At 51.7% G+C, this 17766-nt stretch carries 13 protein-coding genes; 11 read left to right on the forward strand and 2 right to left on the reverse strand.

Going from position 1 to position 17766, the window contains the following annotated elements; genetic code table 11:
* The first annotated feature begins 287 nt into the window (after positions 1-287).
* The 9 genes from AC5JQH_RS22475 to AC5JQH_RS22515 all read left to right on the forward strand — a co-directional run bounded on the left by AC5JQH_RS22475 (position 288) and on the right by AC5JQH_RS22515 (position 11921).
* Positions 288-2171 (forward strand): DNA methyltransferase, encoded by a 1884-nt coding sequence (locus AC5JQH_RS22475; RefSeq protein WP_493806091.1) that lies wholly within the window; start codon positions 288-290, stop codon positions 2169-2171.
* 164 nt (positions 2172-2335) lie between these two features.
* Positions 2336-4348 (forward strand): DNA methyltransferase, encoded by a 2013-nt coding sequence (locus AC5JQH_RS22480; protein ID WP_493806092.1) that lies wholly within the window; start codon positions 2336-2338, stop codon positions 4346-4348.
* Entirely contained in the window at positions 4345-6984 is a 2640-nt protein-coding gene (locus AC5JQH_RS22485) for a DEAD/DEAH box helicase family protein (RefSeq protein ID WP_493806093.1), read from the forward strand. Before AC5JQH_RS22480 ends, AC5JQH_RS22485 begins: the two co-directional genes overlap by 4 nt.
* A gap of 355 nt (positions 6985-7339) precedes the next feature.
* A complete protein-coding gene (locus tag AC5JQH_RS22490) occupies positions 7340-8038 on the forward strand; it encodes a DNA cytosine methyltransferase (protein ID WP_493806094.1) in 699 nt (232 codons plus the stop codon).
* A 2-nt stretch (positions 8039-8040) separates the two neighbouring features.
* Complete coding sequence (locus tag AC5JQH_RS22495) at positions 8041-8472, forward strand: hypothetical protein (protein WP_136630295.1); 432 nt, start codon at positions 8041-8043, stop codon at positions 8470-8472.
* 8 nt (positions 8473-8480) lie between these two features.
* Positions 8481-9140, forward strand: coding sequence for a hypothetical protein (locus AC5JQH_RS22500; RefSeq protein WP_153637341.1), 660 nt, complete (start codon positions 8481-8483; stop codon positions 9138-9140).
* A 227-nt stretch (positions 9141-9367) separates the two neighbouring features.
* Positions 9368-10516 carry a hypothetical protein gene (locus tag AC5JQH_RS22505; protein ID WP_493806095.1) on the forward strand — a complete coding sequence of 383 codons (1149 nt, stop codon included), beginning with the start codon at positions 9368-9370 and terminating at the stop codon, positions 10514-10516.
* A gap of 3 nt (positions 10517-10519) precedes the next feature.
* Positions 10520-11587 carry a hypothetical protein gene (locus tag AC5JQH_RS22510; RefSeq protein WP_493806096.1) on the forward strand — a complete coding sequence of 356 codons (1068 nt, stop codon included), beginning with the start codon at positions 10520-10522 and terminating at the stop codon, positions 11585-11587.
* A gap of 34 nt (positions 11588-11621) precedes the next feature.
* Positions 11622-11921 (forward strand): hypothetical protein, encoded by a 300-nt coding sequence (locus AC5JQH_RS22515; RefSeq protein WP_493806097.1) that lies wholly within the window; start codon positions 11622-11624, stop codon positions 11919-11921.
* 61 nt (positions 11922-11982) lie between these two features.
* Here AC5JQH_RS22515 and istB read toward each other — a convergent pair whose 3' ends face one another.
* Positions 11983-12723, reverse strand: a complete 741-nt coding sequence (istB, locus tag AC5JQH_RS22520) for an IS21-like element helper ATPase IstB (RefSeq protein ID WP_011783363.1) — start codon at positions 12721-12723, stop codon at positions 11983-11985.
* A gap of 11 nt (positions 12724-12734) precedes the next feature.
* Positions 12735-14276: an IS21 family transposase gene (gene istA, locus AC5JQH_RS22525; protein ID WP_011783362.1), complete on the reverse strand. Its 1542-nt coding sequence runs from the start codon at positions 14274-14276 to the stop codon at positions 12735-12737.
* A 226-nt stretch (positions 14277-14502) separates the two neighbouring features.
* Between istA and AC5JQH_RS22530 the strand changes: the two genes are divergently transcribed.
* Together AC5JQH_RS22530 and AC5JQH_RS22535 are read left to right on the forward strand one after the other, a co-directional pair.
* Positions 14503-14700, forward strand: coding sequence for a hypothetical protein (locus AC5JQH_RS22530; protein WP_493806098.1), 198 nt, complete (start codon positions 14503-14505; stop codon positions 14698-14700).
* Positions 14701-15050: 350 nt separating this feature from the next.
* Positions 15051-17720: a hypothetical protein gene (locus AC5JQH_RS22535; RefSeq protein ID WP_153637339.1), complete on the forward strand. Its 2670-nt coding sequence runs from the start codon at positions 15051-15053 to the stop codon at positions 17718-17720.
* Positions 17721-17766: the final 46 nt, after the last annotated feature.

Here is a 17766-nt window from a genome sequence, read left to right on the forward strand (position 1 = left end):
AAGCTTCCACACTGGCGGCAATTCCGCTTTGCTCGATTGCAGCCGGTGAGCTTGGGTGTTGTAAACAAGGTAATCCCCATTTGGGTGCAACCGGGCGGATTTCACATTGGTTTTCGAAACAGGTCCAAGACGCTGCCCGATGGTCATTCACTGAACCTAGCAACGACTAAGTTGGATCCGCTCCCTTTTGCGTGCGTCGAGTATCCGTAATAAGCTCGCCGGCTTGGGCTGGCTGCTTATCAGCGGGTTTGTTTACATCCACGTTTTTACAAGCAGGAAGGTAAAAATTGCAGAACCTATTTAAAGATCTTGAAGGCCTTTTGCAACAGGAGCAATCCTTCATCTCCGATGGCGCAATCCTTAAGAATACGGTGGTCGAAGCGGCATTAAACCTCGACTCTCGGTTACTAGAGCTCCTGCTGCAATCCGACACAATCAAGGCACATTTCTTTTCCGAAGTGTCAGGTGTGCTTGTGTTCGATAAGGTGAAATTTCAGGACTTCGTCTCCAATAAAGCTTTCTTGCCCGACAGTTATACCGCCTTCAAGAACCGCATTGGCCTGACGGATGGACGTCATCACTATCTGAGCCAATCCCGCGACGTTGTGCTGGCTTGGCCCTACAAGGATTGCGTGCTGGAAGGCGGTATGACAAAAGAGGATAGGGGTCGAAACGAAGTGTTCTGGAACACGACTTTGGCTCCGGACGACATAACGCGACTGTTTGAACCCAAGGTTTTTACTGGATGGGAGCGCTGGGATTCTGAAGCTGTTGCAGCCGATAAACCCAAGCCCGTCGAGGAGCTGTCGGAGCACGATAATCTTCTGATCAAAGGCAACAATCTGTTAGCACTGCACTCTCTGAAGGCACGTTATTCGGGCAAGGTTAAGCTGATCTATATCGACCCGCCTTACAACACTGGTTCAGACGGGTTTAAGTACAATGATCGATTCAACCATTCCGCTTGGTTGACCTTTATGCGGGGCCGGCTTGAAGTTGCAAGGGAGCTTTTGAGCAGGGACGGCACGATATTTGTGAATATGGACGACAATGAAGTGCACTATTGCAAAGTGTTGATGGACGAGGTGTTCGGGCGTGACTGTTTTATCGCCAATGTTGTCTGGCAAAAACGTTACTCACGTGAAAATAGAACTTCCATTGGAGCGGCGCATGATCATGTGTTGCTTTATTCAAAGGTACCTGGAGCATACAAAGACAGCTTCAACAAGCTGCCCCTTGGGGCGAAACAGAAAGCCGTCTACTCGAATCCGAACAATGATCCACGCGGGCTTTGGCGGGGTGTTTCGCTATCTGCTCAAGGATATCGACCTAATCAGATGTATGAAATTGAGGCACCTAATGGAAAGGTTCACAGGCCACCTGCGGGCTCTTGCTGGAAGGTAGTCAAAGCAGAGTATGAGCGTCTGCTCGCAGATGATCGCATTTACTTCGGTAAAAATGGCGACGCGATGCCTTCTCGAAAGCAATTCCTTAAAGATATAGAAGGAATAGCGCCATGGACGTGGTGGCCCCATGATGAGGCTGGCCACACTGATGAAGCGAAGCGAGAGGTTTATGAGCTTTTTGGGGCGGAAGAAGCAAATAAACTAACCCCGAAGCCTGAGCGTCTATTGCAGCGCATCCTGTACGTGGCTACTAAACCTGGTGACATTGTTCTAGACTTTTTCGCCGGTTCAGGCACCACCGCATCCGTGGCACTTAAAATGGGTCGGCGATGGATCGCTGTTGAACAGTTGGACTATATCCGAGACTTGCCAGCGTCTCGGTTAAAAAAAGTCATTGCAGGCGAGCAGGGTGGTATCTCAAAAGCGGTCGAGTGGGAAGGGGGTGGCTCCTACGTTTATGCAGAGCTCGCTGCCTCCAATTCTGTCTTTGTAGACCGCATTGAATCGGCTCAAGATATCGCGACGCTGCAAGCGATTCATAAAGATATTAAAGCGACCGGCTATCTGCGTTACGACCTAGACCTGAGCGCCTTCGACGTCGACGACTTTGCTGCCCTGCAACTCGACGACGCCAAGCGGGTGCTGATGGATTGCCTTGATGCAAATCACCTCTATGTCAATCTAGGCTCCCTGGGCGATGAGGTCTTTAACATCAGCGATGAAGACGCTACCTTGACCCGCCTATTTTATGGAATAAAAGAGTAGAAGTAGCGTCACAAAAGAGTTTGACCCTACGAAAGTGGTGTATGGGTCATCCAAGACAAACAGGTTCGCTGATCGTTCACCACAGATTGCGCTGCCAAGGCGGCTGCAAAATATTGACGTCATATGCAGCGTAGCCATGTTGTAACCAAGCAGGAAGGTGAAAATTGCAAAACCTATTTAAAGAGCTTGAAAGCCTGTTGCAGCAAGACCAAGCCTTTATTTCGGACGGGACAATCCTTAAGAACGCAGTGATCGAAGCCGCTCTGAAGATGGATTCCGGATTACTGACGCTACTGATGCAGTCGCCCGCCATAAAGACGTATTTCTTTACCGATGTAGCGGGTGCGCTTGTGTTTGACAAGGTGAAGTTTCAGGACTTTGTTTCCAACAAGGCCTTTCTGCCAGACAGCTACACCTCCTTTAAGAACCGTATCGGTCTGACAAATGGGCGCGACTACCTCAGTCAGTCGTGTGACGTAGTATTGTCATGGCCATACAAAGATTGCGTGTTAGAAGGTGGGATGACGAAGGAAGACACCGGCCGGAATGAGGTTTTCTGGAATACAACTCTTGCGCCAGACGACATCACACGCCTGTTCGAGCCCAAAGTGCTGACTGGCTGGGAGCGCTGGGATGAGGAGGCAGTGGCAGCTGGTAGCCCCAAGCCCGTGGAGAAGGTGTCAGAGCACGACAATCTTTTGATCAAAGGCAACAACTTGTTGGCTATGCACTCCCTCAAAGCACGCTACGCGGGCAAAGTTAAGTTGATCTACATAGACCCGCCGTTCAACACAGGAGATGACGGTTTTCGATACAACGACCGGTTCAATCACTCCACTTGGCTGACCTTTATGCGGAACAGGCTGGAAGTTGCTTCAGACCTTTTATCTAATGAGGGCGCAGTTGCTGTGATACTTGATGATACGGAGGTACACTACTGTAAGGTGTTAATGGATGAAGTTTTTGGTGCCTCAAATTACATCACCACGATCTCCGTTGAAGCAGCTACCACTTCCAGTTTCAAGACCATCAACGTCGGGCCTACACAGGTCACGAACTTTATATTGTGTTACTCAAAGCGAAAGGCAAGTTTTGAATATCAGGTTCCCTATATTGGTAGCCCAGAGGTTGATCTTGGGCACTTTTCGCGTTTTATAGAGAACTTTGAGGATCCCTGCGAGGAATGGAAATTTAAGGGGATCTTTTCGCATGTTCTTGAAGAACTTGGCTTCACTGGCGAGACGGCAAATAGCCAATGGGCCAAGGCGAAACGTGAGCTTGGAGCTCAAGAAGCGACTAAGCTTGCCAACGAAAGGGCAAATGAGTTCGCAGTAGAAAACGCCTTTCGAGTTTTTGAAACGAAAACCCTTCAAAAACCCTCGGCTTGGCTGACGGGACATCTAAAGCGCTCGCGTGACCTTGACTACGTAATAAAGCTACATCGCGAGGGTCTTGATCCAATTTATCTGTACCAAGGGCGCCAGGTCTATTTCTTGGGAAAGGGGGTGCGTGAAATTGATGGTGAGAAGCTAGTCGCGCGTCCGGTTTCAAATCTATGGAACGATATCCCTACGAACAATTTGCAGTCGGAGGGAGGAATAAGCTTCCCAGCTGGTAAGAAGCCCGAGGCTCTTGCGCGTCGAATTATTCAGATGTTCACCTCATCTACAAGTGACTTGGTTCTCGACTTCTTTTCGGGATCTGGCACCACTGCTGCCGTTGCACATAAAATGCGTCGACAGTGGATCGCTGTGGAGCAGATGGATTATATCCTTGACCTGCCCGGGTCTCGCCTAAAGAAAGTTATCGAAGGAGAGCAAAGCGGAATCTCCAAATTGGTAGAGTGGGAAGGCGGTGGGTCGTTTATATATGCTGAACTTGCCCAGTCCAACTCGGCCTTCGCTGACCGAATCGGCGCCGCCGAAGATATCGCCACCCTTCAAACCATATACGCTGATATCCAGTCTACCGGCTATATGCGTTATGACGTAGACCTGAACGCCTTCGATACTGAGGACTTTGCTGCCCTGCCGCTGGATGATGGTCGGCGAGTTTTGATGGACTGCCTCGATGCAAACCATCTCTATGTCAACTTCGGCTCCCTCGGCGATGAGAGCTTCAATGTCAGCGATAAAGATGTAACTGCGACCCGCTCTTTTTATGGGATTAAAGAATGACAAACAGTCTCGCACAAGAGTTTGATGCGTTAGCCAAATACGGCGCCCTCACGGCAGATATACCGGCCGAAATTGTTGAAAGCCTTGCTCCACAGATTGCACTACGACCATATCAGGTCAAGGCACTCGAGCGTTGGCTGTTCTATTTAGATAAATACGAGTCTCGCCCAACTGCTCCTCATTTGCTGTTCCATATGGCAACGGGAAGCGGCAAGACGGTACTGATGGCAGCATTGATTCTCGATCTGTACAGGCGTGGCTATCGCAACTTCCTGTTCTTCGTGAACTCCTCTCAGATCATTGAGAAGACCAAGGATAATTTCCTTAATCCAGCATCCGCCAAGCACCTGTTCGCTTCGGAGATTCGTATTGACGAAAAGCCGATAGACATCCGCGCGGTGGACACCTTCGACGCAGTGAATGTTGATGCGATCAACATCCACTTCACGACAATTCAAGGGCTTCATACACGGATGCAGGCCCCGAAAGAGAACTCCGTCACGATCGAGGACTTCCGCGACCACAAGGTGGCGATGATTTCGGACGAGGCTCACCACCTGAATGCCGAAACAAAGAAAACACTTACCAAAGGTGAAGCCGAGGATAAAGCAAGTTGGGAAAGCACAGTGTCGGAGATTTTTAAGCAGAACTCCGAAAACATGCTACTTGAATTTACGGCGACGGTAGACCTGTCGCATCCAGCAATTCGAGCGAAGTATCATGACAAGATTTTGTATGATTATTCACTCAAGCAATTTCGTGAAGACGGATATTCCAAAGACATAGAATTACGGCAAGCTGACTTACCAGCAACAGAGAGAATGATGCAGGCAATGGTAATGAGTCAGTACCGTCGCAAGGTAGCCGAGGCGCACGGATTGCATTGCAAACCCGTGATCTTGATGAAATCTAAGACAATTAAGGAGAGCGCCGACAATGAGTCGGCCTTTACTGAAATGGTCAGCGGTCTGTCCGGTGAGGCGCTTGAGGCGATCAGGTCAGCATCTGAAGATGATGAAACCCTCTCCCGCGCCTTCACTTATATCATGGACGAAAGAAACGTTAGTGGGGCAGACTTCGCCCGTGAGCTTTGTGGCGATTTCGCTCCAGAGAAAGTAGTGAACGTAAACAACCCAAAAGATTTGGAAAACAGGCAGATAGAGCTTAACGCCCTTGAGGATCGGGAAAACGAGATTCGGGTAATTTTTGCGGTCGATAAGCTTAACGAAGGATGGGACGTGTTGAACTTGTTCGACATCGTCCGCCTCTATGACACCCGCGATGGCAAAGCCAATAAGGTAGGTAAGACAACCATGGCTGAGGCTCAGTTAATTGGGCGCGGGGCACGCTATTTCCCCTTCAACGCCCCCGATCAGCCTGATGCCGCTAAGGAAAAGCGCAAGTATGACAGCGCGTTGGATAACCCCTTGCGTGTTTTGGAAGAGCTGCATTATCACTGTTCCCATAACCCAAAGTATATTCAGGACATTCGCAATGCTCTTCGCGAAACCGGCATGTTGGACGACGCCACCAGAACCGTGCAAGTGCGTCTGAAAGAGAACTTCAAACAGTCGCCTCTCTATTTGTCAGGACATGTCTGGACAAATGACCGGATAAAGAACCCGCGCGATGAGGTGGATGGGTTAGAGGCATACAAGATCAGGGGCAGTTATACGTATCCAAGCTTGATGACGGGGCGCGTCACAGAGGCTTCAGCTTTCGGTACTGGTAGTTTAGCGTTGAAGCCTAGCGCCAAAGAGCCTGTTTCGCGCGACTTCAATCTCGCAGATTTTGGTAAGGCTATTCTCCGCTTTGCGTTGGATTCCGATGAACTCTTTCATTTTGCTAATCTGAGGAACTTCTTTCCTAAGCTTTCCAGCCTATCAGAATTCATGATGTCGACTGCTTATCTTGGCGAAGTCACGGTGACGGTGCGTGGGCTACCTGAGGATCTCGAAGGACTGACAGCCCGACAAAAGCTCGATATCGTGCAGTATGTGCTGAACCAGATTAAAAGCGAGGTAAAAACTGAAAGCGTGGAATACGTTGGTACCAAGGAATTTAAGCCGCATAAGATTAGCGAGTGCTTTACCGACAACACGTTGAAATTACGCTTAGAAGGTGAAACTGGGCTGAGTTGGGTTAAAGGCGAAAGCAATGTGCCAGGACTGGATCAGATAGACCTTACAGCCAAGGATTGGTTCGCGTATGACGACAGCTATGGCACGGACCAGGAAAAGCACTTCATCAAATTTCTGAATGATCACGCGGATCGCCTACGTAAGTTGTACGACGATTTCCATCTGTTACGGAATGAAAGGGCGGTTAGGCTTTTTGCCTTTGAGAGCGGCCAAGCATTTGAGCCTGATTTTGTACTGTTCCTCCGAAGGGCTGGGTCTGGAACCGAGGAAATTATGCAGCTTTTCATTGAGCCAAAAGGCGCTCACCTGGTAGATCAGGATAGGTGGAAAGAGGACTTTCTCAAACAACTTGAGACAGATGCGAAAATGCACCTTTTGTTTCAAGGAAAGGACTACAAGATTTTCGGGTTGCCATTCTTCAATGATGCTGCACCGTTGATCAACGATTTTCGGGAATGTTTTGGCTCGAAAGCCGGCATTAATAGCAAAGCGTAGCTATTAGCGTAATGTATACCCAGTTCATACTGAGGTTAGAGCATCACCGAATTAGCCGCGCCTTTAGGTAAATGCCAGAGCGGCCGAGAAGTTCAAGGCGTCAATGGTTTTTTGGTGCGGCCTGGGGTATGGGACTAGCCCTATAAGGGTTAAGCTGTATTGCCGCAGGTAAGTTCATTTTGCACACCTTATGCTGAGCTGCTTTTGTGTAATTTTTGAGTTCAGTGTTTCGTAGAGTATTGATATATTTAGATTAATTTTTTGCTTCTGGTTTTTTTTAGAGGAGATAAATTTGTGCAGTTTCTTGAGTGCACAGTAGGTAAGTTGAGGGTTAGCCCACCCACCCAGACGATTTGTGCAAAAATACGGTCGTATAATGTTCCTTCCCACCCTTCGGGCGATCGAAGAGCTTGAGCCCATGCTGGTAGTCGTGGAGAACGTTCCGGGCTTCGGAACCAGTGCGGCCGGGGACATCCTGAAGACGACCCTTCGTCGCTGGGGATACCACATCTCTGAGGCTGTCATGGACGCCCGGGACTACGGTGGCATCCAGAGCCGTCGCCGGTACCACATGGTAGCCAGTGTGTTCCCGGGTTATGAGCACCCGGCACCACAGGAGAGAAACACAACCCCGATCTGGCCAATTGTGGAAGCCCGTCTGCACGAGTGCCGTGACATTACGGATAGCTACGCCATTACCAGCCCCAAAGCGGTTGAGCGCGGTGGCAACTACATCACCCGGGAATCCACCTATTGCCCGACTATCATAAAATCACAGGATCGCCTCGTAAAAGACGGATGTTATATTGCCGATGGTGGCCGTATCTATGCCCCCAGCCCGGCACTTATCAAAGACCTGATGTCGATCCCCCAGGATGAAGAGGGTTTTGTGACCTCATGGATGGCCAAGGAGCAGGAAGTGGAACTGCTGGGGCAATCTGTTGACTACAGTATGCATAAGGCCCTGATGGGCTCCATCAAGGATCACCTGATTGAAAACGCCGGGAACCGGACGATTGTCCGGACCCGCCAAACGGAACTGTTTGCGAGTTAACAATGAGCAGACCCTTCATATTCGCCCTGACATGGCTGGCACTGATCGGTGCCAGCTCCCCCGCTCTGGCGATCAGCGTTCAGGATTACTTCTCCATTCAGGAGCAGGCCAGTGTTCAGAACGTTGAGCAGCGTCAGGCCCGTAATGCCCTGAATGGAGTGCACGCCGGTCTGTACGATGCTTTCGCTGCCATGCTTCTGGCCGGGGACGGGAAAATATACACTGCTAACGGCCCCCTCATTTGTGTTGAGCCTGGTACCCAGTTCCGGATTCAGACTATCCGGGACCTGATTGGGCAGGCGGTAGGTACCTTTGAGCGCCCGGCACTTTCTGCCCAAGCGCTGGAGGAGTTTCCACTGGGGGTGCACTTGCTTAAAGAACTGGCAAACAAGCACCCATGTACTCGTAGTGATCGGCAAGAAAACAAAAGGTAACTTAACTAATGGACACATACCGAATCTTCTTTTCAGTCTCGATCCTTACCGATACTGACGAGTTTTCCATGATTGTGATGAGAAATGGCGGCGTGCCGTTTCATAACTTAGCGGAGATGGACTGGGCCGAACTAGGGGATAACATCAGAAACCTTTTGACAGCCAGTCAGCCAGATATCAGCGACTCGGTTACGGTTGAGGTTTTTGACGACTCGCTGGAAAGCGCTACTAAGCCGACGTTGAGCGAAAACGACCAGTTTATGTACATGCGCGAGTTAGTCAGCAGAGCGAAACACGGTAATTTCAAAGCTCATGATTTGCGGAATAGCAGGTGGGTTACAACATACACAAAGTCGGCTCCACCGCAGACTTTCAATGGGGTGATAACCGTCCATGACGACGGATCCGCTGATATTTTGGAGGCTGCCCTTGACGGGATGGTTGAGCATTTCTTCTCAAGAGCACCACAGCCCTCAGGTCTTGGCGTAATGCCTGCGCTCTTTTCTGGGAGCCTTAGCTCTTCAGCCCGCCTTTCTGAAAAAATGCTTACCCTTTTTTGTGAGACATTCGGGAATCCCTTCGCCAACGATGTGACGGTGATGATGCTAAATGATGCACAGCAAACCAAATTCATAAATGCGAAGAATTTCATGGAGTTTACCTCGTGAAAATTTAATGCAGATCTAATCAACCTCATGCAGAAAACCCGCTTGGCGGGTTTTTTTGTGCCCTGCGTTCCGCCAGCCCTGGGCGCAAGCGCCCTTTTGTGTGCACTCAGGCAGTGGCGTAGCCACGGCTGGCGCCGGAAAATCTCTCCGCAATACACCTTGTAAGGTGTACCTGCCATGGTAAAATGGTTTCCAGGTTAGGACATCAACACAGGTAGGAGAATTTCATGACAGGCACCACCAACCCCAAAGAACTGGTTGTTCTCAGAATGCCGGCGGCTGCAGCGATGGAGCTGTTGAAGGCCACGGAGTTCGTTTCATGGGAGAACGACGATTTTCAGACTGGCGTACAAACGTTGGAGGACGGCCTTTCGGCGCCCTCCTCGGAAGTTGAGGCATTTCTTCTCTCCGGCCGGTACCTCCAAGAAGCCGGTTACGGTAAATCCCAGCTATACGAGCTGCTGCGAAACTCCCTCACCCCATCGAAACATGAGCTGGCGGCCCAGGACCGCACCATTCGCGATATGAAGATCCTTCGTGACCTGTTGCGTGGTGAGCCGATCAAGGTGCTGGCAGATCGGTACCAGCTGCCAAGCCTTGCCAAGAGTGATGCTGTTGCCATGGGCCTGAGGCGCCTGAGACAGGAGCGCGACTTCAAGTTCACCATTGAAGAGCATCAAGCATTACGTAAGCAGTGCGAAGGCTCTGAGGGCATTACCCGCCGCGTGCTGGCCGAGCTAGAAAGTGCGTTGGCTGAGCAGGAAAGCCCCAGTGAGCAGCCGGAGAAGATCGTACTGGACGTTGTGATCGATTCCCTGGTGGATGACAGCGAGCATCACGAAGACGATCTGGACGTTCCCGATGTGGTACCCGTTTCGGTTGACGCCTCAACGCCTGAGCATCTGCTGGCGGATGCTGCTCTGGATGTTCTGCACGCCACGGTAGCCATCAAATGCCTTGACGACTTTGAGATTACCGTCATGCGCAACGGCGTGCCGCTGGCAACGAGCGATAAGCACGAGGCCTACTCTCTCGCGAATGCCGGTGATGTGGTTGAGCGTGTCGAAACCGTCAAGAGAAACCCATTGGCCGAGAAATTCCTCGACGTTTTTCAGGATGCAGACGCGATCGAGATCAACGGATTCTTTGTCCGGTACTACGACGAGACCATTCACAGCGGTTCTGGTGCACCGGATGAAACAGTCATTGAGCTGTCCGTTGAGACAGAACACGGCATGCTCGAACTGAATGTTACTGAGCAGGATCTTGACGAAATCGAGATCGACGATGAGGGCAATACCTGGCGCGTAGCGGGCTGCAACGTGGAGTTCCACAGCGTTTCCCAGATTTCCACCAATCCGGTAGTGGAGGCCTGAGCCATGATCGACTCTATCGTGAATCGCGGCATTGAGGACCAATTCGGGTTGCACGTCCAGTTGAACGCCCCCGAGTTCTTCGAGCGAGAAGACTTTATCCGGTATATCGAGACCCAGACCGTCTTTTCGTGGCACCAGGCGGGCAGCTGCCCTACGGAATGGTCCGACGTGGCCGTTCTCGTGGAACCCAACCTCCAAGGCGAAGGCGACAGCTCAGATATGCCTGAGGATCTTTGGGACACCATCCTCGGCGCCCTGAGAGCGAAATTCGGGGAAGACGGCGAAGGCATCCCCCACTTTGCCAGAAACCGACACATCGTGGTCCGCCTTACCAACATGGAAGCGGTTGAACCCGAGGACACGGAAGACCAGGATGAAGTACGGGGATACCGCCCTCCCATCCTCACTGCGCTTGCCAATAAATTCATTCAGGCATTTAAAGCTGCGAACGCCATCGAAGTCGATGGCTATTTTGCCCGTAACTTCCATGGAGAAATTGCCGATTATTCGGACGGCGATCCAGAAACACTGGTAGCTGACTTCTCTATTGAAACGGTCCATGGTGATATGGGTGTAATGATCTCGCTGGATGAACTCAGTCGCATCGAAGTGAACTTGGAAGATGATAAGTGGTATGTGGCTGGACGCGAGATCTGTCTTTACAGCGTAACGAAGTCGCCCCTAAACCCTACAACAGAAGACCTGCGCAATCAGGTTGAAGTGTTCACGGTTGAGCATGACGGCGAACACTACCAGTCGGTGTTTCCTTCGGAGCTGGCGGACAATTCAGCTTCGCACAGAACTTACGCGGAAGCAGCCAGGCATCTGATCATGGTGCGCGACCTGTTTCCCAGTCGTCTACGCTGGGGCTTCGAAGACCCTAAGGCTATCGCCAAAGCATTGTGGAAAGACCTCAGTACGGTACCGGTTCACCACGACGGGACATTGGATGATGAGTGCTTGGTCGAAGACTGGTTGATCTTTGCCGCCGGTACCCACCGAGAAGAGGTCTGGCATTGGTTCGAGGATTACTTCGACGTTTCTGTTGCCGACGACCTGATGAACCTCTGACCCGATTTCGATCCATAGACTGACAGGTAATGCTATGACCCAACATCAAAGACCCGCCACGGAAGCTACCAAGGCACTGCTAATGGTTTTTGGCAATGAATTGAAAGCGCTGGCCGAGCATCGCGAGGGCAAGTCCCGCCCGATTGCAGCAATCGACATCGATAGCTTCGTTTCGGCTTTCGTCCATAACCACTCGGATCTGGTTGATCAGGCCCAGGGGCCAGATCTTGAAAATCTGACCCTTGTAACGGGCCGAGTCCATGGTGATGACGACGATACCTACTACATCATCGAAGTGCGTATTCCGGCGAACGTGAACACTCATTCCGGCTGAACGTGAACACCTTTTCTCTTAACGCATTACCCACCGAGGTTTGTACCCCGGGTGTTCACGTTCAGTCAATTTCCGGAAGTCGTTTTCTCATGGATTCTCCGTTCAGGGCCCAGCGATGGGCGTTGTGCATCAGCCGATCCAGAATGGCATCGGCCAAGGTGTTGTCACCGATGGCGGCGTACCACTGATCGGTGGGCAATTGGCTGATGATCATGGTCGACTGGGTGCCGTGCCGGTCATCCATGATTTCCATCAGATCATTTCGGTGCGCCGGGCTCAGCGCTTCCAGCCCCCAGTCATCCAGGATCAGCAGGTTTATTTTGCTCAGCTGGTTCAGAGTTTTCTGGTAAGTACCGTCCGCTTTGGCCTGCGTCAGCTCCAGCATTAATCGGGAGATTCGGTAGTAGCGGGCACTGAGACCGTTCAGGCAGGCCTGATGGCCAATGGCACAGCCCAGATACGTTTTGCCGCTGCCGCAGGGGCCGGTGATCAGCAGGTTCTGTCCTCGTTCCAGCCAGTCGGTCTGGGCCAGCTGCGCCACTTGGGCCTTCTTGAGATTGCGTCGGTGCTGGTAGTCGATGTCCTGAACCGAAGCCCGGAGCTTGAAGCGAGCCTGGCGAACCAGGCGATCCTGTTTCCGGTGCTCCCGGGTCTGGCACTCCCGGTCGAGCAACAGCTCCAGCCGTTCAGTGAACGACAGCTCGTCATAAGTACCCGGCTGGTTTTGTTGATGTTCCAGGGCGGCAGCCATGCCGCCCAGTTTCAAGTCTCTTAGTTTTGTCAGGGTCTTGATCGTACTCATGGTGGTGTCTCCTAGTGGAAGCTTTTCGGGCCACGGATGTTCTCGTGGTGCTGGGGCAGCTCTGTATGCAGGGGCAATTGTTCCGGCAGTTTGTCGCGGTTGCTCTGGAGAATGGCTTTGATGTGTTTCAGGCGGTTCAGGCCTTCGCGGTTGGCGATACGGCAACTGGCGTTCAGGCGTGAACCGGGGTAGGCCTTACTCAGATTGAGCAGCCCGAGACAGACCCGGTAGGCCTGTTCCGGATGCTCCCGCTCATCCAACCGATCACTGACCCAGATCAGGGTGTCTGGCCCGATGTCACGGGCCCAGTTCTTGAGACGCCCAGGTGTCCACTGTTGTTGTTTTCGGTGGCGTGTAGGCATGTGTCCAGGCTCGGTGGTGATGCCGAATTGATGGCTGCGAGGATGGCTGGCGATCTGCCGTTGCCGGAAGTAGACCTGCACCAGACGCTCACTGGCATGGATCTCCACTCGCTCCCCCACATACTGGTGCGGTACCGAGTAATGGTGTTGGCTGAACTCGATGTGGTAATCGATATTGACCCGGCAGCGTCGGATGTCCACGTACTCATAGGGGTGTTTCGGTAACGCCCTCAGAGCAGGCTGGTCCAACGCCTTGAAGGCGTCCTGACGACTGCCTGGTAGACGCTTGAACGGTCGGCTGTTCAGGTCTTCCAACAGTGATCGGATGCACTGATTCAGATCTGCCAGAGTGAAGAAGGTGTGGTGACGCAACCGGGCCAGTATCCAGCGCTCAACGATCTGCACGCCCACTTCCGCCTTGGATTTGTCTTTGGGCTTGTAGGGCCGCGCTGGCATCACCGCGACCTGATAGTGCGCCGCCAGTTGCTGGTAACTGGGGTTCAGGTCCGGATCGTACCGACAGGCTTTGTTGACACCGCTGCGAAGATTGTCCGGTACCACCATCTCCGGACAACCTCCAAAAAACTCAAACGTGCGCACGTGACTCAACAGCCAGTTCTGCAACTCCTGAGTCCAGGTGGCTTCTGCATAGGTGTAATTGGAGGCACCCAGTACGGCGACAAACACCTGAGCCGTGCGGATCTCGCCGGTTTGCGGGTTGATGATGGGTACGGTGGGGCCGCAGTAATCAATAAAGCATTTCTCGCCGGCCTTATGGGTCTGGCGCATGGAGCGCTTTTGCTGCTTCAACCAGTGCCGGTAGCGATCACAGTATTGCGAGTAGCTGTAACACCGGTTGGGGTACCGGGCAGTGTACTCCTCCCACAGCAACTGCTTGGTGACAGTTTTACGCTTGAGTTCCTGATAAACCGTTGTCCAGTCAGGCACTTGATAACGTGACGATGAGGTGGGATCTGAGCCCGGATAGAACATAGCCGCCAAGCGGCCATCGTCCAGATCCTCCGGCAACGGCCAAGTAATCTCTAAGGCGTTAGCCTGAGAAAGGAGCTTCTGTATGGCTCCGACACTGGTCTTGGTGCCAGCGCTGATCTGCCGGATCGAAAGCCCGGCTTCCAGCCTCAGGCGAAGGGCTTCTCTGATTTTGCGCATTGGAATTCTCTTTGCTGCCATGACTCTGGACCCCAAAAAAAGGAACCAGAGTAGCAAACGGTTGAATAAACAATGCGTTAAGAAAGATTCCGGTTTAACGTGAACACCGGTTCCGGGAATGTGAACGCGGATTCCGGCATGGTGAACACCGATTCCGGAAAATCATCGAAAAGTGTTCATCTTCAGCCGGAATGGCTGTTCACGTTAAACCAGAATAGGTGTTCACGTTCTTCCGGAATGGGTGTTCATGATGGGCCGGAATATGCACGAAGGCGACAATCCCGAGTCTCGTTTTGCTCATGAGTTGTTGGGATTTGACCCTGATACCGCAGAGTCGATCCCAGAGGATGAGGAATCACGGTTCTACATAACCGACTGCGACCCGCTCAAGGTGGCCATTGACGCAAGGTTGAAGCCGCTACCCAAGGAGGAGGCTGCCGCTTAAATCTCCCTGCATTTTCAACTTCTCACCGAAGCCTGCATTCAGCGGGCTTTTTTTGTGTCCGCCGGTCCGACAGATGGGGCGCGGGGCGCCCTTTTGTGTGCACTGAGGCCGGTTGGCTACGCCACGGCTGCGCCGCAGGGAATTAACATCATGCACCTTGTTTGGTGTATTAGGCCTGTTAAAATGGGTGTAGGTTAGGCAAAAGCAAGGCACCAGAATTTGTTAAATACATAACGCCAGAATGGGTTGTGGAATCTCTACCGAATCCGAGAATTCAAGTCATAAGCCTGGGGCTCTACCAAAGAATCCAGACTGAAGAATATGCCATCCGACAATAAGGGTAGTTTGCCGTGATAGATTTCAGTGTTTTGTCCACATTACAACTCGCACGGGTCCTTGGACTTCTGGCTTTGACGCTAGTCATAGCCGGATGCGGTGGATCTGGAGGTTCGGGAGGAGATGAAACAACAGCCACACCGACATTTTCGACTGGCAAGGCTGAAAAAGGGCCGTACGCAATGGATGCAGTGGTTGTGGCAAATTTGCTGGATGACGGCGCTAACAGCCAGGCAACCCAGCGATTTGGCATGCGCGACGTGGGTGTTTTTGAGATTGATGTGAACTGGACTGGCTGGGTTCTGATCGAGGTTTCCGGCGACACTATTAGTGAAATAGACATCAATGCTCTTCAACCTGCAACTCTCACTGCGCTGACGCGCTTTACTGATGGCTATGGCCAGTCGAATGTCAATTCACTTACGCACCTTCATGCGCAAAGATCTCTTAACTTAGTTCGTGCTGGTAATTCGTTCCCATCTGCAACGGATCAGGCTCTTGCTGAGTTAAACGCAGCGTTTGCAATATCTGTATCAGACGTTGATGAGCTGGGCTCGTTATCGATCAGCCCGGATACCACTGATGCCGATCGGAACGATGCAGCTCTGTTTGTGCTTTCTGCTGCTTTGTCTGTAAAAAACTCGGTGAACGGGGATTTGACGCTTATGGCGGACGACTTTGCGGATGACGGCATTCTAAACGGTGCCGGCGGCAACGTACTGGATGACCTTCGCCCTATTGCAGAAGACCTCGATTTACAGGTGCCCATGGAGAATATTCGAACCCTGATGGGGCAAGTTGTTGGTTATGAGGCCATGCAGAATACCCTACCCGCTTGGGTTACTGGGCCTGTGGAAATTCAAGACAACGTTATCTCACAGCAAGACCAGGACTTTGAAGTTGAATCGTTCGATAGAACCTCTGGTGACTTGGTTCTCTCTGGCCCTGACGCGATGAATATTCGGGCTGGCTCCATTATTTCCGCCTCTGATCCTCAGACGGCGCCGGTGGGCTTCCTGAGGAAGGTTGTTGGAGTCGACAGCGTTAATGGGAAGCGGATCGCAGTGACAGAACCGGCTAACCTGGCTGATGCCATCAAGAGCGGTCAGGTAAGCATTCGGGCTGGGGATGGTCGCGCCGAAGAAAACGGCTCGCGTACCCTGACCACTGCAGTTCAGTCCCGGGGCGCTATTGCGGAATACGCTACTAACAACTTTCTCCCTTATAGAACCATGAAGTCGCCCTACCCTTACCGTAAGCAATTCTCAAAGGGCTATCAGTTAACTGGACAGTCGCTGACGCTCCCTGACTCATTGTTCACTGAGGATTTATTGGTCGTTGCTACCCCCTCAACAGGCTTCCAGGATGAATATGATGCTTTGGCATACTGTGCTATTTCGGGTCTGACGGTTGATCGTCACCGTGAGGTTTTCAGTTCTGATTGCGCCATTAGATCAACGAAGCTTTCTTTTGGCTCAACGCGCTATGGGGTACTTTCGAACTTCGATGTTGGAGCTATTTGGGGCATTACCGGCCCCGTATCGAATGCATCTTCTCACGCTCGGGCCGGCGCCATTTTCGGCAGCAGCTTCGCAGCCGATTTTAACTTTAGGGTGTTTTCTGCAAACGAAGGCAGGGTTCGCGCAGTACTTGATGTCAATCTCGATGCCGGCGCCTATTCCAGGCTTGATGCTAACGGGAACCGAACCGGATCTCTGCAGTGTGACGACCGTGAGGACAATGAGGTTTACGATCGTCTCACTAGAACTTTCGCCGTGCCGGCCGGACCTATAATCATCGCAGCTGACTTCGGATGGCGCTGCAGTGTGGATTTAACCCTGGCATCTAACATCGAGGGCATAGTTGGCGGCGAAATCTCTAAACGGGAGAAGCGTGAATTTATCTGGCGTTTCCATGAAATCGACGGAATTACAGCCTCTTCGACGGTACTCAATGACACAGGGCTTGAGCCTACCTTTATCCGTGACGGACGAATGTCTGGCTCGGCCAAAACTAAGCTGGACATCCGTGTTGGTACCCGACTCTATGACTCGTTTGGATTGCTTATTGGACCGTATGCACAAGTCGAGGGGGCTTTCGAAACGGCCGCGATAGACAAGATTGCGCAGTTCGAAACCTATGACGCATACACTGATAACCTTCTTGGTTACTACGTCCAGGTGTCTGCCGGCGCTACGGCATCTGCGTTTTTCCAAAGCGACTCATGGAAAGCGTTTGCAAGCGGGTTTGGCCTTTTATCCCCAGCAGGAGATCTGGCTTATACGTTTGAGGCAACGTCAGAGCTTAAGAAACAGGATACTCCGCCCATTATTTTTGCGGCCTCAAGATATAATGTAGGCCCAAAAGACCCTTTCGGGGTCTCGGGATTCACCATTGACTGGATTGAGGTTGCTCACCCAGACAATGGAGATTACGATCCAGTTTATCAGTTACGAATGGCCAACTCTCCTGCAGAACTGAAAAGCAGTTTCGTTGCAGTGGCTGACGTTGAAGCTGGCCCTGTGAGTATTGATGAATTTAAAACCCTCAGTGGTGGATCATCCGTTTTCGCAGGACAAACTGGCGTCAAATACCTCTGTCTTTTCGCCTATCACACCCCCGAAAAAGACCCGAACAAAGCATTTGGCTGCAGCCAAGCATTGGCTCTTGAGCCAGCAGAATGATACAAGACATTATTCGCGAGTCATTTTCGACCCGCCTGCCGATGAG

The organism is Marinobacter sp. H13 (genome assembly GCF_059072335.1).

Bases quoted from the DNA above. Each gene is read 5' to 3' on its own strand.
- AC5JQH_RS22485 (WP_493806093.1), top strand. From the start codon at position 4,345: ATGACAAACAGTCTCGCACAAGAGTTTGATGCGTTAGCCAAATACGGC.
- AC5JQH_RS22500 (WP_153637341.1), top strand. From the start codon at position 8,481: ATGGACACATACCGAATCTTCTTTTCAGTCTCGATCCTTACCGATACT.
- istB (WP_011783363.1), bottom strand. From the start codon at position 12,723: ATGAGTACGATCAAGACCCTGACAAAACTAAGAGACTTGAAACTGGGC.
- AC5JQH_RS22495 (WP_136630295.1), top strand. From the start codon at position 8,041: ATGAGCAGACCCTTCATATTCGCCCTGACATGGCTGGCACTGATCGGT.
- AC5JQH_RS22505 (WP_493806095.1), top strand. From the start codon at position 9,368: ATGACAGGCACCACCAACCCCAAAGAACTGGTTGTTCTCAGAATGCCG.
- istA (WP_011783362.1), bottom strand. From the start codon at position 14,276: ATGGCAGCAAAGAGAATTCCAATGCGCAAAATCAGAGAAGCCCTTCGC.
- AC5JQH_RS22510 (WP_493806096.1), top strand. From the start codon at position 10,520: ATGATCGACTCTATCGTGAATCGCGGCATTGAGGACCAATTCGGGTTG.
- AC5JQH_RS22515 (WP_493806097.1), top strand. From the start codon at position 11,622: ATGACCCAACATCAAAGACCCGCCACGGAAGCTACCAAGGCACTGCTA.
- AC5JQH_RS22530 (WP_493806098.1), top strand. From the start codon at position 14,503: ATGATGGGCCGGAATATGCACGAAGGCGACAATCCCGAGTCTCGTTTT.